Below are 24,059 nucleotides of genomic sequence, written 5' to 3'. Positions count from 1 at the left end.
GGTATCAGTAACCATTAATAACCATTAGCAAGGTCACTGCGCCCGCTAAGGGCATTATTTTTTGTCTTTATCGTTAACTTCTTCGAACTCAGCGTCAACAACATCGTCATCTTTCTTCGCTTCTGCCCCAGCACCTGCTGCACCAGCTTGTGCTTGCTGCTGTGCCATTTCTAGAAGTTTTTCTGAAGCTGCAACTAATGCTTGGATTTTCGCTTCAATATCCGCTTTATCTTCGCCTTTGCTTGCAGCTTCTAGCTCAGATGTTGCTTTTTCGATGTTTGCTTTATCTTCAGCTGGCAGTTTATCGCCTGCTTCTTCGATTTGTTTACGAGTACCATGTATCAGTTGGTCTGCTTGGTTACGAACCTGTACTAACTCTTCGAATTTACGGTCCGCTTCTGCGTTCGCTTCCGCGTCACGTACCATTTTTTCGATTTCTTCATCGTTCAAACCAGAAGAAGCCTTGATGGTAATTTTTTGCTCGCGACCACTGTTTTTGTCTTTCGCAGAAACGTGGAGGATACCATCCGCATCGATGTCAAAAGTAACTTCGATTTGTGGCATACCACGCGGAGCCGGTTGAATACCATCTAAGTTAAATTGACCCAGTGATTTGTTATCGCTTGAACGCTTACGCTCACCTTGCAGAACATGGATCGTTACTGCTGATTGGTTATCTTCCGCAGTAGAGAACACTTGGCTGTGTTTAGTTGGGATGGTGGTGTTCTTCGCGATTAACGAAGTCATCACGCCGCCCATTGTTTCGATACCTAAAGACAGTGGCGTTACATCAAGTAACAGTACGTCTTTAACATCACCTGCTAATACACCACCTTGAACTGCTGCACCAATCGCAACCGCTTCATCTGGGTTAACATCTTTACGTGGTTCTTTACCAAAGAAGTCAGAAACCGCTTTTTGCACCATTGGCATACGGATTTGACCACCAACTAAGATCACGTCATTGATGTCGTTAACACTCAGGCCAGCATCTTGCAGAGCAACTTTAACTGGTTCCATTGTGCGTTTAACTAAATCTTCTACCAGTGACTCTAATTTAGCACGAGTCACTTTAATATTCATATGTTTAGGACCTGTTGCATCCGCAGTGATATACGGCAGGTTTACATCTGTTTGTTGAGCAGAAGAAAGCTCGATTTTCGCTTTCTCAGCCGCTTCTTTCAAACGTTGCATCGCCAGCGGATCGTTACGTAGATCAACGCCTTGCTCTTTCTTAAACTCTTCGACTAAATAGTTGATCAAACGGTTATCGAAGTCTTCACCACCTAAGTGAGTATCACCATTGGTTGCTAGAACTTCATAGGTTTTTTCACCGTCAACTTCATCAATTTCGATGATTGATAAGTCAAATGTACCACCACCTAAGTCGTATACCGCAATAGTACGGTTACCAACTTCTTTATCTAAACCATAAGCCAATGCTGCTGCTGTTGGTTCGTTAATGATACGTTTAACATCTAGACCAGCGATACGACCCGCATCTTTAGTTGCTTGACGCTGAGCATCGTTAAAGTACGCTGGAACAGTAATAACAGCTTCTGTTACTGGTTCACCCAAGTAGTCTTCCGCTGTCTTCTTCATTTTTTTCAGAACTTCAGCTGAAACTTGCGGTGGTGCCATTTTTTGGCCTTTCACATCTAACCAAGCATCGCCGTTATCTGCCGCAATAATTTTGTATGGCATGATTGCAACGTCGCGCTGAACTTCTTCGTCTTGGAAACGACGGCCGATCAAACGTTTGATCGCAAATAGTGTATTTTCTGGGTTGGTCACAGCCTGACGTTTTGCTGGCTGACCGACCAAAATTTCACCATCTTGTGTGTACGCAATGATGGAAGGAGTTGTACGATCACCTTCGCTGTTCTCTAGAACACGCGCAGTAGTGCCATCCATAATTGCAACGCATGAGTTAGTTGTACCCAAGTCGATACCAATAATTTTACCCATCTAAAACGCCTCCAAAGGAATTCTTTTCTATACAATTTCGTTATCAATCTATATGAGGCTCAATATTTCATTTTCAAGGGAGTTTTTACTCCAGACCTCAATTTTTTTTGCGTTAGGCAATAATTGCGATTGATAACGAGGGATGCATTAAAGATGGGGTCGTAAATTCATTCATCAAGGGGATGACTTAAAAAAATTTGGTATTTTTTACAAAAAAACCTGTCTTCCGATCATTGTTTCAACAATAAAAACTGCGTATGATTCGCCGCCTGCTAAATTCAACCGGCAGAGTAATTATATATCTATTTGATTTTTAATAATTTTCACCAGAGGTTATATGCAATCCAGCTCTATTGCGAATCCAGGCCCACTTGGTTTATTGGGCTTTGGTATGACAACAATTCTGCTTAATATCCATAACGCAGGTTTTTTCCCTCTCTCATCAGTTATTTTGAGCATGGGAATTTTTTATGGTGGTATTGCTCAGGTGATTGCCGGACTTATTGAATATAAGAAAGGAAATACGTTTGGTGCAACAGCATTTAGTTCATACGGTATGTTTTGGCTGACATTAGTTGGGTTATTATTTTTACCAACAATGGGTTTGGCAGAAGCGACTGACCCTGCATTTTTAGGGATCTATTTGCTAATTTGGGGAATTTTTACATTTTTCATGTTCCTTGGAACATTTAAAGCTAACTTTGTCTTACAATTTGTATTTGGTAGCTTAACCGTTCTGTTTGCTCTTTTAGCGATCGGTAATTTAACTGGCAATACAACCCTTTTAACGATTGCGGGTTTCGAAGGTATTATTTGTGGTGCTAGTGCATTTTACTTGGGCATGGCTGAAGTCTTGAATGAGCAATATGGCAAAACCATTCTGCCAATTGGGCAGCGTGGGTAATTTAGATTGATATAGTCAGGTGAGATATCAATCAACTCACCTGACATATATTCATTATGCTGAAAAGCTAACCGTTAAGAACGGATCGCCGATTTTGGTCTAAAAGCCTTCACAACTGTAGGGTCGGTTTCTACATATGGTCCATCCAGTAATTGAATGCAGTAAGGTACACTGGCAAAAATACCTGAAACAATCACATTTCCCTCAGCATCTTTTAACCCTTCAAGCGTCTCAGCGATCGCCTTTGGTTGCCCCGGTAAGTTCAAAATTAATGCTTGGTTACGTATCGCACCAACTTGACGAGAAAGAATCGCTGTCGGTACAAATTTCAGACTGATTTGACGCATTTGCTCACCAAACCCGGGCATTTCACGATCTGCAATTGCAAGCGTTGCATCCGGTGTAACATCACGACGCGCAGGCCCCGTTCCACCCGTTGTTAACACTAAATGACATGCGAATTCATCCACCAGTTCACAAAGAGTTTGCTCAATCATGATTTGCTCATCAGGGATCAGGCGAGTTTCAATTCTAAAAGGTGTCGTTAGCGTTTTTGCCAACCAAGCTTCTAAAGACGGAATGCCTTTATCTTCATAAATTCCACCAGAAGCACGATCAGAGACCGAAACTAAGCCTATGCGCAATTCATCCATACCAACCTCAATAAGTAACCAACAGAAAGTGTTTATAATATCACGGAAGATGTGAGCTTTCAGTGCTGTATATTGCTATGGCTATAAACGAGATGAAAAAATTGTTCATTTAATTAATTTTAAATCATTTTATCCGCTTGTTCTGAGCACTATAAAAATGTTCATGGGATCCAATACGTAACAGATATAATGATAATGCCCCTGTAATCCATGAGTAACCTAGTAATACCAGTTGCCCATTAAGCTTAAATTTATCGACTCTCAGATCGCAATACGCAGCATATGACTACGTCATGTTTTTAGTTTCAGATCACCATTAAAAACAAAAAGCCCAGCGCTTTATCCACGCTGGGCTCTTGGAAAACAATACAAGAACTTACAGTAGTTCTACGATCATTTTTTCCAGTTTTTCTTGGTCAATTGCAAACTTACGGATGCCCTCAGCCAGTTTATCAACCGCCATAGGATCCTGATTATGCTGCCAGTAGAACTGAGATTCAGTTAACTTAGCTTCAGGTTCTTTTGTCTTACCTGCATCAGTGAGTTTACGAACAACTTCGCCTTGTGCTTCAGACAACTCTTTCAGTAGTGCAGGAGAGATGGTTAGGCGGTCACAACCAGCCAATTCCAGAATTTCACCTACATTACGGAAGCTTGCACCCATAACCACCGTTTTGTAACCATGTGATTTGTAGTAGTTATAGATTTCAGTCACTGAAACCACACCTGGATCTTCTTGTGGTGCATACTCTTTTTTATCTGTATTAGCTTTATACCAATCAAGAATACGACCAACAAATGGTGAAATCAGGTATACGCCTGCTTCGGCACAAGCACGTGCTTGAGCAAAAGAGAACAACAGAGTCAGGTTACAGTTAATACCTTCTTTTTCCAGTTTCTCCGCCGCACGGATCCCCTGCCACGTCGATGCCAGTTTAATCAGAATGCGATCATTGCTGATACCCGCTTCGTTGTACAGTTTGATCAAACGACGTGCTTTAGCAATACACGCTTCTTCGTCATAAGATAAACGTGCGTCAACTTCAGTTGAAATACGTCCTGGAACCAGTTTAAGAATTTCCAGACCGATGTTTACTGCCAGTTTGTCACAAGCATCAATAACCTGTTGTTCGCGGTTACTGCTTTGCTTACGAGCCCACTCAACAGCCTCATCAATCAGTTTACGATATTCAGGAATTTGCGCTGCATTTAGGATCAACGATGGGTTAGTTGTCGCATCTTGTGGTTTATAAAGCTTCATCGCTTCAATATCACCCGTATCAGCAACAACGGTGGTTAGACTACGTAAGGAAGTTAATTTATCGGTCATTTCTTTAATCTCGTTGTTATAAAGGAATTGTGGCAAACGCCGCACCGTACAATGATAATATCACGCATCTAAGTTGCTGCAAGCGACTAAAACCATTCGGCAACAACTAATTGATATGCAATCGTTTTCGCACGTTAAATAAAAACTGAATCCTTTTAGCTTCTTTTAAGCATAATCACAGTACGACAAAATAGAAAAATTGTTTTTACTTATCTCATCGATTAGCCATTTATGCATATTTTTTGGTACAGTGGTGGTCGTCACTTTATTATAGGGATCATGTCATGCTCATCACTATTTCACCTGCTAAAACATTAGATTATGAAAGCCCTCTTGCCACGCAAACTTTCACTCAACCTGAACTACTGGGTGAATCACAGCAACTTATCGATGTTTGCCGTGAGCTTTCCCCTGCTGATATTTCTAGCCTAATGAAAATTAGCGATAAGCTAGCAGGCCTTAATGCCGCGCGTTTTGGTGAATGGCATGCAGATTTTACCCCTGAAAATGCTCGCCAAGCTATTCTTGCTTTTAAAGGTGATGTATACACAGGTATGCAAGCAGAAACCTTCAGCGAACAAGACTTTGCATTTGCTCAACAACACTTACGTATCTTATCTGGCTTATATGGGCTATTACGCCCTCTCGATTTAATGCAACCTTATCGTCTTGAAATGGGAACACGTTTGAAAAACCCTCGTGGCAAAGATTTATATGAGTTTTGGGGTAACATCATTACTGACCATTTAAACCAAGCGATTGCAGCTCAAGGCGACCAAATTTTAGTTAACCTCGCTTCTGACGAATATTTCAAATCCGTTAATCTCAAAAAATTAGATGCAGTGATGATAAAGCCTGTTTTCCTTGATGAGAAAAATGGTAAATATAAAGTGATTAGCTTTTATGCTAAAAAAGCTCGTGGCTTAATGAGCCGGTTTATTATTCAAAATAAACTCACGAAAACGGATCAATTAGCAGATTTTAATCTTGAAGGATATCAGTTTGATGAGAGTCAATCTCAAGGTAATGAGCTGATTTTTACCCGTCCTGAACAACACTAATCATCTTTAGGGTGATGGGCAGGGTGATGGGCTAATCACTGTCACCCCCCTATTTTTTATCCCATATCACAAATTTGCTAAAAATAGCGTATTGTGTCATCAATTAGCATTGATTCCTCAGAGTGCACTCTCCGGTTATGACAATATAATCTAGGTCTTTCTGCCAACAATTTGGAGGTGAAGTATGCCTTATATTGCCAATGCTCATCGTTATACAGATATGGAATATCGCCTTTGTGGTCGTAGTGGATTAAGGCTCCCTCTTATCTCTTTAGGTCTTTGGCACAATTTTGGTGACAATAAACCACAAGATAACTGTCGAGCCATGCTAAGGTATGCTTTCGATCATGGAATAACCCATTTTGATCTCGCCAATAATTATGGCCCTCCACCCGGTGCTGCGGAAAGCCAATTTGGCCGTATTCTGCAACAAGATTTTTTACCCTATCGAGATGAAATGATAATTTCATCTAAAGCAGGCTTTACTATGTGGGATGGCCCTTACGGTGACTGGGGAAGCAAAAAATATCTCATCGCAAGCCTAAATCAAAGTTTAAAAAGAATGGGCTTAGATTATGTTGATATTTTTTATCATCATCGCCCCGATCCTGACACACCACTTGAAGAAACAATGGGAGCGCTTGATCTTATTGTTCGCCAAGGCAAAGCCTTATATGTCGGGATCTCAAACTATCCAGCTGAACTTGCTAAAGAAGCAATAGAAATTCTTAACCAACTTGGCACTCCCTGCCTTATTCATCAACCTCGCTATTCGATGCTCGTGCGAGATCCTGAAGAAGGATTATTTGATGTTTTAGAAGATGAAGGTGTCGGCTCAATTGCCTATTCTCCTTTAGCGGGAGGCATACTGACCGATCGTTATTTAAACGGTATTCCAGCCGATTCTAGAGCCGCTGGTAACCCTTCTCTCCCACCGGAAAGGCTCACTTCAGCAGTCATTGGTAAAGTAAAAAAACTTAATGAACTGGCTCTTAGCCGAGGACAAAAACTCAGCCAAATGTCACTCGCCTGGATCTTACGTCATGATAGAGTCACATCAGTGCTAATTGGCGCTAGTCGTATCAGTCAAATTGATGATGCTTTAGGTATTATTGAGAACCGTCAATTCACACAAGAAGAGCTAAAAGCAATTGAATTAATACTTGAAGACTAATATTTACCTAAAAATACGACTCTTTATTGAATATCTTTAATATCCTGCCTCTTACATTCTCATTATAAGAGGCGGTTTCCTTTCCATTACTTCACTGAAAAACAGTCACCCTACTTAAATTATCCTTTTTAATTATTTTTCATAATTAAATTGCCAATCAAATAAAATATGAAATTAATTTAAAGAACAAAAATCAAAACAAAATTTATTTCTATGATTTTTTTTATCAAAAAATAAATTAAAATAAAATTTGTTATAAAGGCATGTAAATTTGACGATTTAATTTCATTGATCAATAATCCAGAAAAACTAAACTAATAGTGCAGTTTATTTAATCAATTAACCAAGAGAAATTTATATGAAAATAAAATCTATCTTTATTGCTGCACTGTTTATTCCAACTATTGCTTTTGCTTCAACAGCTCCACTGTCAGTAGAACCAATATCTACAACCATTAAGTATTTAGGGAACGGAGGCGATGGTGGTCATGGCGGCAATGGAGGTAATGGTGGAAATGGAGGGAATGGTGGCAACGGAGGTAATGGCGGGAATGGTGGGAATGGTTACTAAGCTCTAAGTAACTTAACTATTTGGTTAATCCCCCTTCAATGAAGAAGGGGGTTGGAGATAATTATGCGACAAAAATTGCTGACAACAATAGGTGTTCTATTTTTATTCCCTTTCTCAATACAATGTTATTCATCAAATTATATCTATCACCCATTAACTTCATCCATTCCACACGCCATCTCAAGCGTAAATAACGTATTCCATCTTCATGATAATGATAATGGAGGCAGTGGAGGTAGTGGAGGCAATGGTACCAACGGAGGAAATGGCGGGAATGGATCTGGAGATGGCCACGGAGGAGATGGCGGAAATGGAACTGGAAATGGAAATGGAGGGAACGGTGGAAATGGTGGACATGGAGGACACGGAGGGAACGGTGGAAATGGCTCGGGAAGCGGTAATGGTGGCAATGGCGGCGATGCTGGCTCTGGAGGGGGTGAAGGTGGTCGAGGTGGCTTTGGTGGGCCTAATGGAGGAAGAAACGGTTCAGATGGTAAGGGTTCATGAAAATCAATAAATTGACCAATAAGTAAGATATTTTACTTTTTGGTGGTGATATCGTTATTTACTCTAAATAATTCAACGTGCTGGCGAACAGAGAAAATGCGGTAATGAATGTAAGTGAACGCAGCTAGCAGCACTAGGATTGCAGTATGCCGAGTATAATATGTTTAACATAATTTACTTTAATGACTATGATACATGACAGTGGGCGTCATACACTTTCGTTGAAGGTTGCTGACAAAACGGGACACAAATGTGGTTTTTCCCGCTTTGTATTAGCATTCGAAAATCAATAAATGATTTTCTAAGTTTATTTCAAATAACCTTTATATCGCTATTGTCAAACAACCCTGTTTGTCAACAATCTGAAACGGAAGCAGTTCGCTTCCGTTTTCCTAAATAAACGTTTATTTAGGTGCTCGCTCCATTAAAAACGCTCTTAATTGCATAAAGTCTGAAGGCAAGAAATGCGATAACAAAGGTAAATCTGCACGCTCTGCTAAAGCCTGCGGTAAAGGTAATTGTTTATTTAAAATTTCCTCTACACTTTCTTTAAACTTGGCTGGATGCGCCGTTCCTAAAAATAAACCATATTCTCCCTCTTGTAGCTGATCACGCAAAACGCGATAAGCAACAGCAGCATGAGGTTCAGAAATATAGCCTTTTTTATCTAGCTCACGAACGGTTTCTTTCGTTACTTCGTCTGTTACGACACCATGGCCAAGATCTTTTAGCGACCATCCCTTACGACGGAATAATTCTTCAATGCGAGGCCAGTTATTCGGTTGGCTCACATCCATCGCATTTGACAGTGTTGCTACTGTTTGATGAGGTTGCCATTCACCTTGTTCAAGATAACGAGGCACGGTGTCATTCACATTCGTTGCCGCAATAAAGCGTTTGATTGGCAGTCCCATTGATTTCGCTAACAACCCTGCGGTTAAATCACCAAAGTTACCACTTGGAACTGAAATGACTAATTGTTGGCGTTTATCGGCTGGGATCTGAGCGACTGCTTCAAAATAGTAACAAATTTGAGCCAATAAGCGGCTGATGTTAATTGAGTTAGCCGAATTTAAATGTAGTGCTTTTTTCAGCTCTTCATCATCAAAAGATTGTTTAACTAATGCTTGGCAAGCGTCAAAATCATCTTTGATAGCAACGGTGTGAATATTTTCACCCAAAGTACAAAATAGTTTTTCTTGCAGCGGGCTAATCTTGCCCTCTGGATATAAAATAACCACTTGAACATTATTCAAACGATAAAAAGCATGTGCAACCGCAGCACCTGTATCACCCGATGTCGCTGTCAAAATAGTCACCGGCTGATTGCCTGCAACCTGCCCTAAAGCTTGAGCCATAAAACGGCCACCAAAGTCTTTAAAAGCCAGTGTTGGACCGTGGTACAGCTCTAACGTCGCGACGTCTTGTTCAACTTGTGTAACAGGTGCAGGGAAAGCAAATGCCTCTTTAACCCGTGCCGCAAGCTCCGCTTCTGGGATCTCATCACCAATAAATGCCGTCAATATGCGGCTGCTACGAGTCACAAAATCGAGTTTCAGTAGCTCGTCAATCTCAGCAGCGCTGAACTCAGGTAACTCTTGCGGGAAAAATAAACCTTGTTGCTTACCAAGACCTTGTTTGACTGCCTGTGCGAAGCTAACTTGCTCGCTATTATCTTTCAAGTTATACAGTTTCATTGTTTACCCTATTGTCCTTGCACCTTTGAGATCCAAACGGCAAATATGCACAAAGCCTTCATCGTTCTGAATATAATGTTGTTGTAAATAATCAGCCATCTTCTCTGCAATTTGTCGATCATCGCAAATCGCAAACAGTGTTGGGCCAGATCCGGAGATGCCACATGCAAGCGCACCAATTTCATAAGCATTTTTACGCGCTGCTGCAAACCCTGGAAGCAGTTGTGTGCGGTAAGGTTCCGCAACCACGTCTTGGATCATGGTCGCAGCCAGTTGAGGCTGACCAGTATGGCAAGCATGGATAAAACCTGATAAATAACGCCCATGGTTAACAATATCACGGCGTGGGTAGCTATCAGGTAAAATGGCTCGGGCTTCTGCGGTAGAAACTTTAATTCCAGGGTAAGCCATGACCCAATACCAATTATCAAATGCAGGAACTGACTGAGAAATAATACCATTTTGCTCAATGATCAGCTGTAAACCACCCAAATAACAAGGGGCAACATTATCATAATGCACGCTACCTGAAATACGGCCTTCAAGCTCTCCCATCATACTTAGTAGGGTGGTTTCATCAAAAGGTTGGCCTGCAAATTCATTCAATGCCATTAATGCAGCGACGACAGAACAAGCACTTGACCCTAAACCGGAACCAATTGGCATATTTTTTTCGAGCGTCATCGCAACATTTAAAGGTTTGCCTAACCGCTCACAAAATAGCTCCCAACATTGATAAACAATATTGTGTTCATTTTTCTTGGGCAACTTAGAAACAAAGCGCCCTTTATTGTGTAAAAAAAAACGTTCAGCCGCCTCAACAGTGACGCAATCACCGAGTAAACTTCCATCTGCTGGCGATACCGCCGCACCTAATACATCAAACCCGACACTGACATTACCAATTGAAGCGGGCGCATAAACTTTAATCACTTATCAGACTCCCAATTTCCATGATAGGGTACGTAACATGTCTGCAAATACGCCGGCAGCAGTAACATCATTACCGGCACCATACCCTCTGAGAACTAAAGGAATTGGTTGGTAATAGCGTGTATAGAAAGCCAATGCGTTTTCGCCATTTTTTACTTTGAAGAGTGGATCATTACCATCAACGGCAACAATTTTCACTTGGCAGCGCCCTTCTTCAATTAATCCAACATAGCGTAACACTTTTTCTTCTGCTTCTGCGGCTTTTATACGATCAGCAAATTGTTGGTCAAGTTGCGGTAAACGTGACATGAAGGTTGCAACATCACCAGAGCTATCAAATTCAACAGGGAGTACCGCTTCGATTTCAATATCACTTAGCTCTAGTTGGTAGCCCGCTTCGCGTGCAAGGATCAAGAGTTTACGAGCAACGTCCATACCCGATAAATCATCACGTGGGTCAGGTTCAGTGAATCCTTTTTCTTTTGCTAATGTTGTCGCTTCAGACAATGACATTCCCTCATCCAGCTTCCCAAAAATGAAAGAGAGTGAGCCCGAAAGAATACCGCTAAAGTGAACCAGTTCATCACCTGCATTAAGTAAATTCTGAAGGTTTTCGATAACAGGCAAACCTGCGCCAACGTTAGTATCGTAAAGGAATTTACGCTTTGAAGCTTCCCCTGCTAACCGCAGTTGATGGTAGTAATCCATTGATAATGTGTTGGCTTTTTTGTTTGGGGTAACGACGTTAAAGCCATCCTTTAAGAAATTCACATATTGCTCAGCAATCTCTTGATTCGATGTGCAATCAATAATCACTGGATTGAGGAAATGGTACTCACGCTCTAAACGGATCAAGCGACTTAGGCTAAATGGTTCGGTTGCTTGATCGAGTTCTTGTTTCCAATTATCCAGTGAAATGCCTTGCATATTGGTCAGCATAGCCCTTGAGTTCGCAATACCACAAACACGCAGGTCGATATGTTTTTGCTTCAACCATTGTTGCTGACGGCGAATTTGTTCGATCAGCGCATTACCGACACCACCAACACCAATGATAAAGGCTTCGATGACTTGCTCTGCATTAAACAACATTTGATGACATAGACGCACTGCCGTGGTTGCTGAACCATTAGCGATAACGGCTGAAATTGAGCGCTCAGAAGAGCCCTGAGCAATCGCAACGATATTGATATTGCCACGGGTTAATGCAGAGAAGAAACGTGCTGAAATCCCTTTAAGTGTACGCATACCATCACCAACGACTGAAATGATCGCTAGTTGTTCCATCACATCCAGAGGGTCTAATACACCATCCTTCAACTCTAAATAGAATTCTTCTTCTAATGCGTGACGTGCACGGCCTAACTCATTTTGAGGCACACAGAAGCTGATACTGTATTCAGAAGATGATTGAGTGATCAGTACGACAGAAATCCCTTTGCGTGACATCACCGAGAAAATACGTGCCGCCATGCCAACCATTCCTTTCATACCGGGGCCAGAGACGTTGATCATCGCCATATTATTAAGATTGGTGATCCCTTTAACTGGTGTACTGTCATCAGTTTGACCATCACCAATCAGAGTTCCCGGTGCACTTGGGTTGGTGGTATTTTTAATTAAGCAAGGAATTTGGAATTGAGCAATTGGGGCGATAGTGCGTGGATGCAAGACTTTTGCGCCAAAATAGGAGAGTTCCATCGCTTCTTGATAAGACATTCCCTTCAATAAGCGTGCATCAGGTACCAAACGGGGATCGCAAGTATAAACCCCATCAACGTCAGTCCAGATCTCACAACAATCAGCGCGTAAGCAAGCGGCAAGCACGGCTGCTGAGTAATCGGAACCATTACGGCCTAATACCACTAGTTCACCTTTATCATTTCCTGCGGTGAAACCCGCCATTAATACAAAGTGATCTTTCGGGATATTTAAGTCAGCGATACGCTTGGTTGATTCGTTAATATCGACCGTTGATTCGAGGTAGTGACCAACAGCGAGTAAATTTTCAACTGGATTAATCACGGTAACGTTGTGCCCGCGTGCTTTTAGCACTGATTCCATGATTGCAATAGAGAGTTTTTCACCTCGGCAAATGATTGAAGCATTGATGCTATCAGGGCATTGGCCTAGAAGAGTAATACCATGCAGTACTTGTTTTATTTGTGCAAATTCTTGTTCAGTCAGTTTTTTCAACTTGTCGTATTCAAAACCCGGCTGTTTTTCTTTCAATCCTTTTAGGAGGTTAGCAAAAATCATTTCTGCATCATTCACATGCGTGATGACATCCTGACCTGCTACCGTTTTATCAATCATTGCGACTAAATGGTTCGTGATTTTTGCTGGTGCTGATAACACCAAAGCCACTTGTCCATCAGCCAATTTACTTTCAGCGATGTCAACAACATTGAGTACTCGTTCGTCATTTGCAACCGAAGTACCGCCAAATTTAAGCACACGCATGGTATTCCTCTCCTGATTTAACACCAAAAAAAAGCCCACATCTTATTGGATGCGGGCTTTTTCATTTTTTATTTTTTGGATGCGTCAGCCCGCCCCGTTTCCTGTGGTTACGGTGGTGGTAATAATAATCGTTGTCAGGCTGATGTTACGCATAAATTCTGTCTGTCTCTTAATTTGTTACTTTCTCCCTATACGGTTAAAGCAATTACCTAAAAATGTCAAATTTATTTGCAAAAAAAGCGTTCTCTGCTAGCGGTAACTTATCAAAAATTATTCTATATATTAAATAAAAATTGAGCAGAAAATGGAACAACCCACCAAGCGGTAACTTTTAAAACCAAAAAATTAACAAATGTCGATATAAAATTTTTATGATTTTTTTAAGAGATTTTGTCAGCACTATGTTTATTTTTAATACAGCTTTCAAAAATATACAAGAATGCAACTTAGCAAATCGTAAGGCATGATCTGATAGTTAAACATGTATAGAATTTGTCACGTTTTCTTACTAACAAATTTTGTTAACGTGCTACAATTGATTTTGATATGTATCAACAAAAGTTATTTTTTTAGGTGGTAAATGCAGTATTAGCTGTTATATTGCTGTTAACAGCCCAACGTTGGGAAAATGCCTAAATTTTGATTCATTTTTGAATCTGATAATAACAGAGGCAATAGTATGCTCTAAGTAATTCAAGTTACTGCGAGGCGATAGGTGAATGAGTCACTAGGAGCATAGAAAACTATGTAACTGGTGAGAGTTAGCATAGCCAACAACACTGCAAATTGAAGTATGGCGAGTATTATATAGTAACGTTGACTCGACAACTAATTTATAACTCATAGACGCGTTTTTCCAAAAAACATAAAAACAAAACCACCTAATCTTGGAAGCGGCTTATGTGTTCACTAATTTTATTTTAAAACTTTAGGTAGCAAATATGCAGACCCCACACATTTTAATTGTTGAAGATGAGATTGTCACACGCAATACGCTAAAAAGTATCTTTGAAGCGGAAGGCTATGTTGTCCACGAAGCTACTGACGGCGAAGAGATGCATAATGTTCTTTCTGAGCATGACATCAATTTGGTCATCATGGATATTAACTTACCAGGTAAAAATGGCCTGTTGCTGGCTCGTGAATTGCGTGAACAAGAAAGTATCGCTTTAATGTTCTTAACAGGCCGTGATAATGAGGTTGATAAGATCCTCGGGCTCGAAATTGGTGCTGATGACTATATCACTAAACCGTTTAACCCTCGTGAGTTGACGATCCGTGCACGTAATTTGCTTTCTCGCACCATGAACTTATCAGGTGGCACAGAAGAGCGCCGCTTAGTTGAAAGTTATAAATTTAATGGCTGGGAGCTTGATATCAATAGCCGTTCATTAGTTAGCCCAGCCGGTGAACACTACAAATTACCACGTAGTGAGTTCCGTGCCATGCTACATTTCTGTGAGAACCCAGGTAAAATTCAAACCCGTGCGGACTTACTGAAGAAAATGACAGGCCGCGAATTGAAACCACATGACAGAACAGTGGATGTGACTATTCGCCGTATTCGTAAACATTTCGAATCAACACCTGATACTCCGGAAATCATTGCTACCATCCATGGTGAAGGCTACCGTTTCTGTGGTGATTTGGACGAATAATTCGTCTCGCTATCGATAAAAAAACCGGCCATCCCGCCGGTTTTTGTTTTACTGCACTCTATATTATTTAATCTATACGCTAAATAATGAGAGGTGCAGCTAAGTAATACATGAACGACACACTTATACCCTAACGAATAGCGCTACACCTTGAAGTATGACAAGTATGTATGATTACCATGGCATGATAGGCACGGCACTGATTGCATTCTTCGGTGAGCCATCAATCATTTTATCTGAGTAAGTGAGATAAACTAGCGTATTACGTTTAGGATCATAAAAGCGCACCACTTGTAGCTTTTTAAATACCAATGAAGTACGTTTTTGGAATACCACATGTGGTTTTTTAGGTGAACGTTTTATACGATCATTGAGCTCGATAGGACCAACTTGTTGGCATGAAATAGCGGCATCAGACGTGTCTTCTGCAAGACCTAAGCCACCTTTGATCCCCCCGGTTTTTGAACGGCTTAAGTAGCAAGTCACATTATTTACATCAGGATCATCAAATGCCTCAACAACGATTTTATGATCTGGCCCAAAAACTTTAAATACTGTATCAACTGAGCCAATCTCCTCCGCAAATGTCGCAAAAGGTAATGCCGATACTAGTGATGCCAAAAATACTTTTTTTAACTTGCCAAAACGCATACAGGTTTCCTTTTCAACCAGAAGATGCGGCTTCGCTTACGTTGGCAGCATCTTGATACTCATCATACTTCAAGTTGCAAGGGGCTGGCGGCACTGAAATAGCGGCCTACCCACAACTCAAATTCTTTTGAATATATAACTAAATGGTAAATATAACTCTTTTACTATAAACGAAAAAGGTAACTTGATATAGAATAGGCGTTCCTTGATAACCTATATCTGTTTTTAAAGTCTTCTCGACTGGGGATATACATGGATCAAACAAATATTATTCGTGACCTCCTACGCTGGATCGATGATAACTTAGATAAACCCCTATCACTCGATAATGTTGCGGCAAAAGCCGGTTACTCCAAGTGGCATTTACAACGGATGTTTAAAGACGTGACTGACCAAGCGATAGGCGCTTATATTCGCGCTCGTCGACTTTCTCGTGCAGCTGTTGCTCTACGCCTTACCAGTCGCCCAATTCTTGATATTGCACTACAGTATCGCTTTGATTCACAACAAACGTTTACTCGTGCATTTAAGAAGCAATTTAGCTTAACACCTGCTTATTATCGCCGTACTGACGAATGGTGTGCTACGGGTATTTGCCCGCCAATTATTTTGGATGACCATCGCCATCTAGATCATGAGTTTGTTCAAATGCAGGAGCAGCCATTAATCGGCTTAGAGCAAAGCTGTTCTTATGCTCTAGAAGAGTGGTCAAGTGCTTGTTCACAGATGCGCCGAACGTTCTGGCATTATTATCTAGACCATACAACAAGTATCGCTTCTGAAGTATTTGGCTTGCATCATGCTATCCATAACACTGAAAAAGAAGATGAACAAACGGTATTTTATACAACTGCGGTTAAGCCTGAAGATGCTAGCTTTAACAACGCCGAATATAGCCATTTAACCATCCCTGCTGGGGAGTATGTGAAGTTTAGCTTTAGCGGTGAACCGACAAGTGGTGCAATGCAAGAGTTTCTTTATCAAATATATGGGGTGTATCTGCCTAAGCTTAACCTGACTCGCAGGCCAGGCTACGATATTGAGCATTATAAACTTAAAGATATCAAAGTAAGCGATATTAATTATAAGAATGATGACCCAAAATCACATATTGCCGCTTTTGATTACTATATTCCAATTAGACGGTGATGATTTGGAGTTTCAATAATCTGAAACTCCAAATTAAGCTACGCTTGCTGTTCATCCAAAGCAGGTTGAGTTAAGTGGGTCACTTCACCGGTGCTTTCAACTATCCAGCCATTAGCTAGCCAAGGACTATTTTGATAATCAACACGTGAAATCGAGCAGTTACGTAAACGTAAGCGGCGCTCTGAGTAGGCAGGCACGCCTAAAATACGACTTAGTAATGTACTTAATGCGATCCCGTGACTGACCAACAATGGTCGGCTTCCTTCTGGAAGCTCTAAGCAGCTATTTAATGCAGCAAACATACGTAGGTATAACTCCTCCATCGATTCGCCATTCGGGATCCGCCCACCTTGGGTGCCATCGATAAGGCTTTTACGCCATTGTTCTTCTTGTTCTGTTAAGGTTTCGATTTCACGTTGTTCAAGAACGCCCATATTTAGTTCACGAAGACGCGGTTCTGTGATAATTTCACACCCGCAAACATCAGCGATGATTTGTGCAGTTTCACGTGTGCGTCCCATATCACTAGTGATAATATGGGTAATGCCTTCTAACTTTATTCTTTCGGCCACCTGCCTAGCTTGCAAACGACCGGTAGCAGTAAGTGGGCTGTCAGATTGCCCTTGTATACGACGAGCCACGTTCCATTCGGTTTCGCCGTGGCGAACAAGATAAACCTGTAACATAGATGTGTTCCGTTATTACTTTGTAAAGTATGTGTTCAAAGGAAAATAATTAATGTACCAAGTTATAGCTGCAACGACTAATCCTGCCAAAATTAAAGCAATTCATCTTGCTTTCGATGCTGTTTTTGGGCCAGGCAGTTATCAAATCGAAGATATTAACGTTGATAGCAGCGTTCCACAGCAACCAATCGGTAATAATGAAACCCGTACAGGTGCAAGACAACGCGTCATGGCATCAAGACAAGTACGTCCAGAAGCCGATTTCTGGGTCGGTATCGAAGCCGGCATCGATGAAGACATGACTTTTGCATGGATTGTGATTGAACATAAACAAATCCGTGGAGAGTCACGTTCAGCGAGTATTATGATCCCTGAAAAAGTTCTCGCAGGTATCCGTGAAGGACGTGAGCTTGGCGATGAGATGGCGGATTTAACCGGTATTGATAATATCAAACAACAAGGCGGCGCTATTGGTTTTTTCACTAACGGGGTACTTACACGCACAAGTGTTTACCAACAAGCACTGATACTGGCACTGGTTCCCATTAAGCATGAAATTTATAAAGAGCTAAACCAGATAGAAGATTAATTCAGCATCGTGAGGCGTATTATCAATTAAATACTGCAACACGATACACACGCCGAGTATAACGAAAAAATAACAAAAGGGGCAGTCTTTGCCCCTTATTGTTTGCATCAATGACACAATTTACACTATTTATACTCTAAATAACTCGAGGTGCAGCTAGGCGACCAAATGAACGAATCGCTAGGCGCATAGAAAACGATGTGACTGACGTGAGTGAACGTAGTCAACAACGCTGCAACTTGAAGTATGACGAGTAGAGACTTATTTATCGCCCAGATACCTTTAGTATTATTTATGGCTGTATCACACTTCACTTTTTAAGTAATTGTTCTTCCAACCAAGCTTTAACATCTTGTGGCGCTGATTTTAAACTATTGGAACCGCGAGTTATGGTTGCAATACCTACCCCTAACTCATTTTTCAGCTCCCTTTGGCTCATCTCACCGCGCATCAATTCTTGAACGATACGTACTCGAGTCGCCAGAGCTGTGCGCTCATCGGGTGTCAGTAATAATTGTAATATCGGATGCTGTAAATCTTGCTCAAATGCAAGCTGAAGTAACTTAACGAAGCGTTGCCAGTCATCGTTCTCATTGGTGGTGAGTGCCGGGTCATTAAGGTGATTTGCTGTCATGTTATCCAACCATACTATTTAACTAGTACAAAATCATAACATACTCTTTAGCAAATCACCTACATAACATGAAATAATTCGAGTTGCAGCTAAGTGTTGTCAACAACGCTGCGACTTAAAACATGACAAGTATCGATAATCAATTCAGGGATCAATATTTCATCAACCACTCATTATCCGTTAAAACAGGTCCATTTTGCCCCATAAAGTAGCGATAAAAAATGTCGTAGGACAGCACGTTTTTCACATAACCACGGGTCTCTGAAAAAGGAATGCTTTCAACAAACGCCACCGCATCTATACGACCACCGCTATTACCTAACCAACGCGTTACCCTTGAAGGACCCGCATTATAGGCTGCGCTGGCTAAAATACGGTTATGCGAGAATTGTTGGTAAACATCATCCAAATAGGCAGTACCAATCTCAATGTTTTTTACAGGATTGGTCAATTGGCTTGTGTTGACATAATCACTGATGCCTTGTTTTTGTACGGTATGTTTGGCGGTGGCTGGCATTAATTGCATAAGGCCTGTCGCGCCTACTGGAGACTGAGCCTGTGGGTTAAACGCACTTTCTTGTCTTGCGATCGCCATTGCATAACTTTTTGAGATTGATTTATCGGTTGTGAAACGCTCAAACTCTTTTTCCCACGCCAGAGGAAAACGTTCTTCTAAATGATTCCATAATTTTGCGGTGATCGTTGCTTGCACACTCAAATCAGCCCAATTATGGTTAAACGCATAACGCGCTAATTGCTCTTGCTGATTAGCAGGCAAGGAGGCGACTAAGCTAACCCATTCAGTTCGAGCTAGGTTATCCATTTGCCAATACATCAATTCACGAACACGCTGAATTTCAGGTAACTTATCAAGGTTGTCTTCTGGTTTTTCAGCCGTTTTAATATACAGCGGATACTCAATATTTAATTTCTGAGCTGCAACCATTGGGTAAAAACCACGACCATTAATGAGCTTACGTAATATCGCCTCACCTTCGGCTTTTTTCCCTTCGTCGATTAAAGTGATCCCTTGCCAGTATTGCCACTCTTCTTTATTTTTAGCATCGGCTGGTAATTGTTTTAACCAATGCGCCACCCCAGCTTTATCCCCTAAGCCAAGTGCTAAACGAACACGACGCTCTTTGAGAGTCGTAGAATTTGTTTCAGCAATTGTTTCATCTCGCCAATTAGCCTGCTCAGGCGTGACATCGCCCATATATTGCCAAGCAATACTGTCTTTCATTTTTTGCGTTTCAGCCATATTCATTTTTTGCGCGCTACTAATACCTCGTAATGCAATACGTGCGGCATCAGGTGACTGACGTGCATAACGGCTGAATGCCGCAATGGTTGCTTGACGTGAAAAATCGGTTGGTGTCATTGTTTTTGCAAAATGAGTCACAGATGCAGGATCATTTTGTAACTTAACTAATGCGTCACCAATTGTTCGATAGCTTGGTGGCAAACGTTTCGCGAGATAAGCCGCCATTGAAGTATTACCTGCATCAATAGCAAGATGGATCCGCTCAAGGATCATTTCAGGTGTCAAATAGCCCGCTTTTTCCCATTCGTTAAATAACTTATCGCAAGCTTCTGGCATAGAACGGCCATTTAACCATGATTTCTCAGCCCCCTGCCACGCTAAGTTTTTATTACCTGTGGCCCAATTTGCGTAGTAATAATTACACTTTGCTTGCGCAGGTTTTGGCTCTTCAGGAGTGAAAGCCAGTAACGATTTCCACTCTTGGCGACGGGCAAGCTCATTGATAAAACGTGTTTTCAATGTTTGAGCTACGGGCAATGTAGGATGTGCATCAATGAATTTTTGTACTTGGCTTGGTGAAACAATATCAAGATCTTGAGTTAGTTCTCGATATTCTAAATAAGGGTATAATGGATAGTCTTGCAGCGTTGGTAATAAACGTTCAACTTCATCCATTTGCTTAGCATCCCAAGCTTGTTTGATGGCTTGATAACGATCTCTTTGTGCTTGTAAAGAGTCTGCCCATGCTGCTGTAGATACCAACATCATGGCAATTGGAGCTGCTAGCAATAATTTTTTCATTTAATACGTCCCTAGTTCCTACTGTATGCAGAGTTATCACTATTAGAGTACATACTCAGAGTATACACTTGATGAATGCCATTAAGCTGAATTTTTGCTTTAAAAAGAACCAGAGAGTTCTTGAATTTAAATTCAATAGAGATAAATAGCGTTACGATATCAAAACCCACTAAAATATAGCTTAATCAATGGATATTGTTCAAAATGAGGTATTACATACTCAATAAGTCGAATAAAAAGCCAAATTAAGTCATAAGATAGCATTAAAATAACATAATAAAAATTCATTTTAAAACAATCGATTAAATAAAAAAACAACCTAAAGCCTGGCTTTGATTAAGCACAATTATCTATATAACCCAAAATAAGAGTATCAGTGCCGTTTAAAAATGGACAAACATGCATCTTTACGGTTAAATATTATGATTAGTGAATTTAAACTGGCTCATTTGGAATAAACCTATACTCGTCATACTTCAAGCTGCAACACTGTTGACTAGGCTCACACGAACCAGTCATCTATTGATGTATGCTCCTAGCGACTCGTTTACTTGTCGCCAAGTTGTACCTCGAATTATTTAGAGTATAAAACCTTTAAAATAAAATGAGATAGGATATGGATTTCAAAAATTTATTTTTTTCTATTTTAGGCTGTGGGTGGGCTTATCTTTTAATATACGTATTAACCGATATTCATACTTCGATTGTATCTCTGCCTTTCTTGATCATATTCTTCATTATTTTTTATTTACTCTCTACAAGGAATAAACAGATGTTTGCGAAAAAAAATAAAGATAATTCAATTGAACCAACCAAAACAAACTTATCTGCTGGTAGTAAAGACGTTATTGAAACAAAAGAAGAAAAATTGACACAAACTGCCGCTCCTAGAAAAAGCACCTCTATTTCAAGCAGTTGTCATATTTCGGGTGATTTAACTTTAGATGATGACATCCAAATATTTGGCCATGTAAAAGGAAGTATTCGTAGCAATAATGGCGTTGTGACTATCCAAAAAGAAGGGGTTGTTGAAGGTGAAATTTATGCCCAAACCATCTCTATTAATGGAAAAATGAAAGGACTATGTGTTTCTGAAGATTTAGATATCTTAGAAAATGGTCAGCTAGATGGCATCTGTCAAACCAAAAACCTTACCATTAAAAAAGGCGGGGTTTTTACAGGAACATCAGAAAGAACAGATAAAAAAATACAACTCAGTGATGTTAAAAATAAACCAGATGTCGTAAAACTAGAAACCCCCACCGTATCCGTTCAATAACCCTTTTATTTCTCCATTAAATTAATTTTATAGCAGTAATCACTGCTATAAAATTAATAATGCCAAGACTCATCTTCAACTGGCCATCAATCATTCTGAACATCGCGTTAAAGTATACGCTGATAGATATCTGTATAACCCCGTTCCTGAACACTATTATCTAAAAAACATACAACTGTTGACTTAAGATGAGGAACAATTAGAGTGAATCGCATAAATGTTTGCGGCAACCAGCCTACGCTAAGGTATAATGCAGCAATATATACTCGTCATACTTCAAGTATTGAACTTTCATTTATAAAACAATAGGTAAAGTAAATTGGCTCAATTCGTCTATTCTATGTATCGAGTGGGGAAAATTGTTCCACCGAAACGTCATATTTTGAAAAATATCTCTCTGAGCTTCTTTCCTGGCGCTAAGATAGGTGTTTTAGGTCTCAACGGTGCTGGTAAGTCAACGCTACTGCGCATTATGGCTGGTATCGATACTGAAATTGAAGGGGAAGCACGTCCTCAACCGGGTATAAAAATTGGCTACCTACCACAGGAGCCTAAACTTAACCTTGAACATACGGTGCGCGAAGCCGTGGAAGAAGCGGTTTCTGAAGTAAAAAATGCGTTAACACGTTTAGATGAAGTTTATGCCGCTTATGCAGATCCAGATGCTGATTTCGATAAGTTAGCCAAAGAACAAGGCGAACTAGAAGCAATTATCTCTGCACAAGATGGCCATAACTTGGATAATCAGTTAGAGCGCGCAGCAGATGCTTTGCGTCTTCCTGCATGGGATGCAAAAATTGAAAACCTATCCGGTGGTGAACGCCGCCGCGTGGCAATTTGTCGTTTGCTACTAGAAAAACCGGATATGCTACTGCTCGATGAACCAACTAACCACTTAGATGCTGAGTCGGTTGCATGGTTAGAGCGTTTCCTACATGACTATGAAGGTACTGTTGTGGCCATTACCCACGACCGCTACTTCCTCGATAATGTCGCAGGTTGGATCCTTGAACTTGACCGTGGTGAAGGTATTCCATGGGAAGGCAACTATTCATCTTGGCTTGAACAAAAAGATCAGCGTCTGGCGCAAGAAGCGTCAACGGAAGCTGCTCGCCGTAAGTCTATTGAGAAAGAGCTTGAGTGGATCCGTCAAAATCCTAAAGGTCGTCAATCCAAAGGTAAGGCACGTTTGGCTCGCTTTGAAGAGCTTAACAGCGTCGAGTACCAAAAACGCAATGAAACCAGTGAGTTGTTTATTCCACCTGGACCACGTTTAGGGGATAAAGTGATCGAAGTTGAGAACCTAAGCAAATCCTATGGTGACCGCGTTCTTATCGATGACCTTAGCTTCTCCATTCCTAAAGGGGCAATTGTTGGGATCATCGGTCCAAACGGTGCAGGTAAATCAACGTTGTTCCGTATGATTTCAGGCCAAGAACAACCTGATTCAGGCTCCATCACTCTTGGTGATACTGTAAAAATCGCTTCCGTTGATCAGTTCCGTGATTCAATGGATGACAGCAAAACCGTTTGGGAAGAGATCTCTAACGGTCAAGATATCATGCGTATTGGTAACTTTGAGATCCCAAGCCGTGCTTATGTTGGCCGCTTTAACTTCAAGGGTGTCGACCAAGGCAAACGCGTTGGCGAATTATCAGGTGGTGAACGTGGTCGTTTGCACTTAGCAAAACTATTGCAAGTTGGCGGTAACGTCTTACTGCTCGATGAACCAACCAACGACCTCGATGTTGAAACCTTACGTGCATTGGAAAACGCCCTGCTGGAGTTCCCAGGCTGTGCAATGGTTATCTCGCATGACCGTTGGTTCCTTGACCGTATTGCGACTCATATCATCGATTACCAAGACGAAGGTAATATCACTTTCTTCGAAGGTAACTTTAGTGAATATGAGGACTACAAAAAACGTACCTTTGGTGCCGATGCACTGCAACCGCATCGTATCAAATATAAGCGTATAACTAAGTAGCTTTCAGCTAATAGCCCCCTTTTTATTAAAGGGGGCATAACAAAATATGTCGAGATATAAACTCAGCGAGACATCATCAATAATGCTACAATTTGAAAGA

General features: G+C 40.9%; 22 protein-coding genes and 1 other annotated feature. Of the genes, 10 read left to right on the top strand and 12 right to left on the bottom strand.

What is annotated here, in order from left to right; genetic code table 11:
* Window positions 1-54: 54 nt before the first annotated feature.
* A complete protein-coding gene (gene dnaK, locus M1E96_RS03165; protein ID WP_070926895.1) occupies window positions 55-1,968 on the bottom strand; it encodes a molecular chaperone DnaK in 1,914 nt (637 codons plus the stop codon).
* A gap of 337 nt (window positions 1,969-2,305) precedes the next feature.
* Between dnaK and satP the strand changes: the two genes are divergently transcribed.
* Entirely contained in the window at window positions 2,306-2,872 is a 567-nt protein-coding gene (gene satP, locus M1E96_RS03160; protein ID WP_070926897.1) for an acetate uptake transporter, read from the top strand.
* 74 nt (window positions 2,873-2,946) lie between these two features.
* Here the strand turns inward: satP and mog are convergent, their stop codons facing one another.
* From mog to tal, 3 genes are all read right to left on the bottom strand, one after another.
* A complete protein-coding gene (gene mog / locus M1E96_RS03155) occupies window positions 2,947-3,525 on the bottom strand; it encodes a molybdopterin adenylyltransferase (protein ID WP_070926899.1) in 579 nt (192 codons plus the stop codon).
* Window positions 3,526-3,649: 124 nt separating this feature from the next.
* On the bottom strand, window positions 3,650-3,757 hold the full coding sequence (locus M1E96_RS03150; RefSeq protein ID WP_337979951.1) for a hypothetical protein: 108 nt from the start codon (window positions 3,755-3,757) through the stop codon (window positions 3,650-3,652).
* A 144-nt stretch (window positions 3,758-3,901) separates the two neighbouring features.
* Entirely contained in the window at window positions 3,902-4,855 is a 954-nt protein-coding gene (gene tal, locus M1E96_RS03145) for a transaldolase (RefSeq protein ID WP_140182773.1), read from the bottom strand.
* 284 nt (window positions 4,856-5,139) lie between these two features.
* Here tal and yaaA point away from each other — a divergent pair, with 284 nt between their 5' ends.
* From yaaA to M1E96_RS03125, 4 genes are all read left to right on the top strand, one after another.
* Entirely contained in the window at window positions 5,140-5,916 is a 777-nt protein-coding gene (gene yaaA / locus M1E96_RS03140; protein WP_272580421.1) for a peroxide stress protein YaaA, read from the top strand.
* Window positions 5,917-6,100: 184 nt separating this feature from the next.
* On the top strand, window positions 6,101-7,090 hold the full coding sequence (locus tag M1E96_RS03135) for an aldo/keto reductase (RefSeq protein WP_319067017.1): 990 nt from the start codon (window positions 6,101-6,103) through the stop codon (window positions 7,088-7,090).
* A 358-nt stretch (window positions 7,091-7,448) separates the two neighbouring features.
* Window positions 7,449-7,661 carry a hypothetical protein gene (locus M1E96_RS03130; RefSeq protein ID WP_319067019.1) on the top strand — a complete coding sequence of 71 codons (213 nt, stop codon included), beginning with the start codon at window positions 7,449-7,451 and terminating at the stop codon, window positions 7,659-7,661.
* Window positions 7,662-7,724: 63 nt separating this feature from the next.
* The gene (locus M1E96_RS03125; protein WP_369427369.1) at window positions 7,725-8,168 is read left to right on the top strand and encodes a hypothetical protein; all 444 of its coding nucleotides are present in this window, start codon (window positions 7,725-7,727) and stop codon (window positions 8,166-8,168) included.
* A 404-nt stretch (window positions 8,169-8,572) separates the two neighbouring features.
* Here M1E96_RS03125 and thrC read toward each other — a convergent pair whose 3' ends face one another.
* From thrC to thrL, 4 genes are all read right to left on the bottom strand, one after another.
* Complete coding sequence (gene thrC / locus M1E96_RS03120) at window positions 8,573-9,865, bottom strand: threonine synthase (protein WP_070926909.1); 1,293 nt, start codon at window positions 9,863-9,865, stop codon at window positions 8,573-8,575.
* Window positions 9,866-9,868: 3 nt separating this feature from the next.
* The gene (gene thrB / locus M1E96_RS03115) at window positions 9,869-10,798 is read right to left on the bottom strand and encodes a homoserine kinase (protein WP_369427368.1); all 930 of its coding nucleotides are present in this window, start codon (window positions 10,796-10,798) and stop codon (window positions 9,869-9,871) included.
* Window positions 10,799-10,801: 3 nt separating this feature from the next.
* Window positions 10,802-13,261: a bifunctional aspartate kinase/homoserine dehydrogenase I gene (gene thrA, locus M1E96_RS03110; RefSeq protein WP_318707566.1), complete on the bottom strand. Its 2,460-nt coding sequence runs from the start codon at window positions 13,259-13,261 to the stop codon at window positions 10,802-10,804.
* 24 nt (window positions 13,262-13,285) lie between these two features.
* Window positions 13,286-13,407 (bottom strand) — a sequence feature (Thr leader region).
* Window positions 13,346-13,414 (bottom strand): thr operon leader peptide, encoded by a 69-nt coding sequence (thrL, locus tag M1E96_RS03105; RefSeq protein WP_071599685.1) that lies wholly within the window; start codon window positions 13,412-13,414, stop codon window positions 13,346-13,348. (Overlaps the previous feature by 62 nt.)
* Window positions 13,415-14,202: 788 nt before the next feature.
* On the opposite strand from thrL, the gene arcA reads away from it, so the two are divergent.
* Window positions 14,203-14,919, top strand: coding sequence for a two-component system response regulator ArcA (arcA, locus tag M1E96_RS03100; RefSeq protein ID WP_070926913.1), 717 nt, complete (start codon window positions 14,203-14,205; stop codon window positions 14,917-14,919).
* Window positions 14,920-15,093: 174 nt separating this feature from the next.
* Here the strand turns inward: arcA and creA are convergent, their stop codons facing one another.
* Window positions 15,094-15,570 carry a protein CreA gene (creA, locus tag M1E96_RS03095; protein ID WP_070926915.1) on the bottom strand — a complete coding sequence of 159 codons (477 nt, stop codon included), beginning with the start codon at window positions 15,568-15,570 and terminating at the stop codon, window positions 15,094-15,096.
* Between the two features lie 252 nt (window positions 15,571-15,822).
* Between creA and robA the strand changes: the two genes are divergently transcribed.
* Window positions 15,823-16,719, top strand: coding sequence for an MDR efflux pump AcrAB transcriptional activator RobA (robA, locus tag M1E96_RS03090; protein ID WP_272580424.1), 897 nt, complete (start codon window positions 15,823-15,825; stop codon window positions 16,717-16,719).
* Window positions 16,720-16,757: 38 nt separating this feature from the next.
* Here robA and gpmB read toward each other — a convergent pair whose 3' ends face one another.
* Window positions 16,758-17,405: a 2,3-diphosphoglycerate-dependent phosphoglycerate mutase GpmB gene (gene gpmB, locus M1E96_RS03085; protein WP_070926919.1), complete on the bottom strand. Its 648-nt coding sequence runs from the start codon at window positions 17,403-17,405 to the stop codon at window positions 16,758-16,760.
* A 52-nt stretch (window positions 17,406-17,457) separates the two neighbouring features.
* Between gpmB and yjjX the strand changes: the two genes are divergently transcribed.
* Window positions 17,458-17,994, top strand: a complete 537-nt coding sequence (gene yjjX, locus M1E96_RS03080) for an inosine/xanthosine triphosphatase (protein ID WP_070926921.1) — start codon at window positions 17,458-17,460, stop codon at window positions 17,992-17,994.
* Window positions 17,995-18,304: 310 nt separating this feature from the next.
* Here yjjX and trpR read toward each other — a convergent pair whose 3' ends face one another.
* Both trpR and sltY read right to left on the bottom strand, forming a co-directional pair.
* A complete protein-coding gene (gene trpR / locus M1E96_RS03075; RefSeq protein ID WP_070926923.1) occupies window positions 18,305-18,628 on the bottom strand; it encodes a trp operon repressor in 324 nt (107 codons plus the stop codon).
* Window positions 18,629-18,779: 151 nt separating this feature from the next.
* Window positions 18,780-20,693, bottom strand: coding sequence for a murein transglycosylase (sltY, locus tag M1E96_RS03070; RefSeq protein ID WP_272580425.1), 1,914 nt, complete (start codon window positions 20,691-20,693; stop codon window positions 18,780-18,782).
* Window positions 20,694-21,465: 772 nt separating this feature from the next.
* On the opposite strand from sltY, the gene M1E96_RS03065 reads away from it, so the two are divergent.
* The gene (locus M1E96_RS03065) at window positions 21,466-21,972 is read left to right on the top strand and encodes a polymer-forming cytoskeletal protein (protein WP_140182768.1); all 507 of its coding nucleotides are present in this window, start codon (window positions 21,466-21,468) and stop codon (window positions 21,970-21,972) included.
* A 319-nt stretch (window positions 21,973-22,291) separates the two neighbouring features.
* Window positions 22,292-23,959, top strand: coding sequence for an energy-dependent translational throttle protein EttA (gene ettA, locus M1E96_RS03060; RefSeq protein ID WP_070926927.1), 1,668 nt, complete (start codon window positions 22,292-22,294; stop codon window positions 23,957-23,959).
* The last annotated feature ends 100 nt before the right edge of the window (window positions 23,960-24,059 follow it).

Origin of the sequence: Providencia sp. PROV236 (assembly GCF_033676985.1) — a bacterium.
Lineage (GTDB): Bacteria > Pseudomonadota > Gammaproteobacteria > Enterobacterales > Enterobacteriaceae > Providencia > Providencia manganoxydans.
This window is presented reverse-complemented; position numbering and strand designations above follow the sequence as displayed.

Excerpts from the sequence above, each read along its gene's own strand:
- arcA (WP_070926913.1), top strand. The coding sequence starts at position 14,203 with ATGCAGACCCCACACATTTTAATTGTTGAAGATGAGATTGTCACACGC.
- thrC (WP_070926909.1), bottom strand. The coding sequence starts at position 9,865 with ATGAAACTGTATAACTTGAAAGATAATAGCGAGCAAGTTAGCTTCGCA.
- gpmB (WP_070926919.1), bottom strand. The coding sequence starts at position 17,405 with ATGTTACAGGTTTATCTTGTTCGCCACGGCGAAACCGAATGGAACGTG.
- satP (WP_070926897.1), top strand. The coding sequence starts at position 2,306 with ATGCAATCCAGCTCTATTGCGAATCCAGGCCCACTTGGTTTATTGGGC.
- thrA (WP_318707566.1), bottom strand. The coding sequence starts at position 13,261 with ATGCGTGTGCTTAAATTTGGCGGTACTTCGGTTGCAAATGACGAACGA.
- M1E96_RS03135 (WP_319067017.1), top strand. The coding sequence starts at position 6,101 with ATGCCTTATATTGCCAATGCTCATCGTTATACAGATATGGAATATCGC.
- sltY (WP_272580425.1), bottom strand. The coding sequence starts at position 20,693 with ATGAAAAAATTATTGCTAGCAGCTCCAATTGCCATGATGTTGGTATCT.
- M1E96_RS03065 (WP_140182768.1), top strand. The coding sequence starts at position 21,466 with ATGTTTGCGAAAAAAAATAAAGATAATTCAATTGAACCAACCAAAACA.
- tal (WP_140182773.1), bottom strand. The coding sequence starts at position 4,855 with ATGACCGATAAATTAACTTCCTTACGTAGTCTAACCACCGTTGTTGCT.
- M1E96_RS03130 (WP_319067019.1), top strand. The coding sequence starts at position 7,449 with ATGAAAATAAAATCTATCTTTATTGCTGCACTGTTTATTCCAACTATT.
- M1E96_RS03125 (WP_369427369.1), top strand. The coding sequence starts at position 7,725 with ATGCGACAAAAATTGCTGACAACAATAGGTGTTCTATTTTTATTCCCT.
- trpR (WP_070926923.1), bottom strand. The coding sequence starts at position 18,628 with ATGACAGCAAATCACCTTAATGACCCGGCACTCACCACCAATGAGAAC.
- mog (WP_070926899.1), bottom strand. The coding sequence starts at position 3,525 with ATGGATGAATTGCGCATAGGCTTAGTTTCGGTCTCTGATCGTGCTTCT.
- yaaA (WP_272580421.1), top strand. The coding sequence starts at position 5,140 with ATGCTCATCACTATTTCACCTGCTAAAACATTAGATTATGAAAGCCCT.
- dnaK (WP_070926895.1), bottom strand. The coding sequence starts at position 1,968 with ATGGGTAAAATTATTGGTATCGACTTGGGTACAACTAACTCATGCGTT.
- robA (WP_272580424.1), top strand. The coding sequence starts at position 15,823 with ATGGATCAAACAAATATTATTCGTGACCTCCTACGCTGGATCGATGAT.
- yjjX (WP_070926921.1), top strand. The coding sequence starts at position 17,458 with ATGTACCAAGTTATAGCTGCAACGACTAATCCTGCCAAAATTAAAGCA.
- creA (WP_070926915.1), bottom strand. The coding sequence starts at position 15,570 with ATGCGTTTTGGCAAGTTAAAAAAAGTATTTTTGGCATCACTAGTATCG.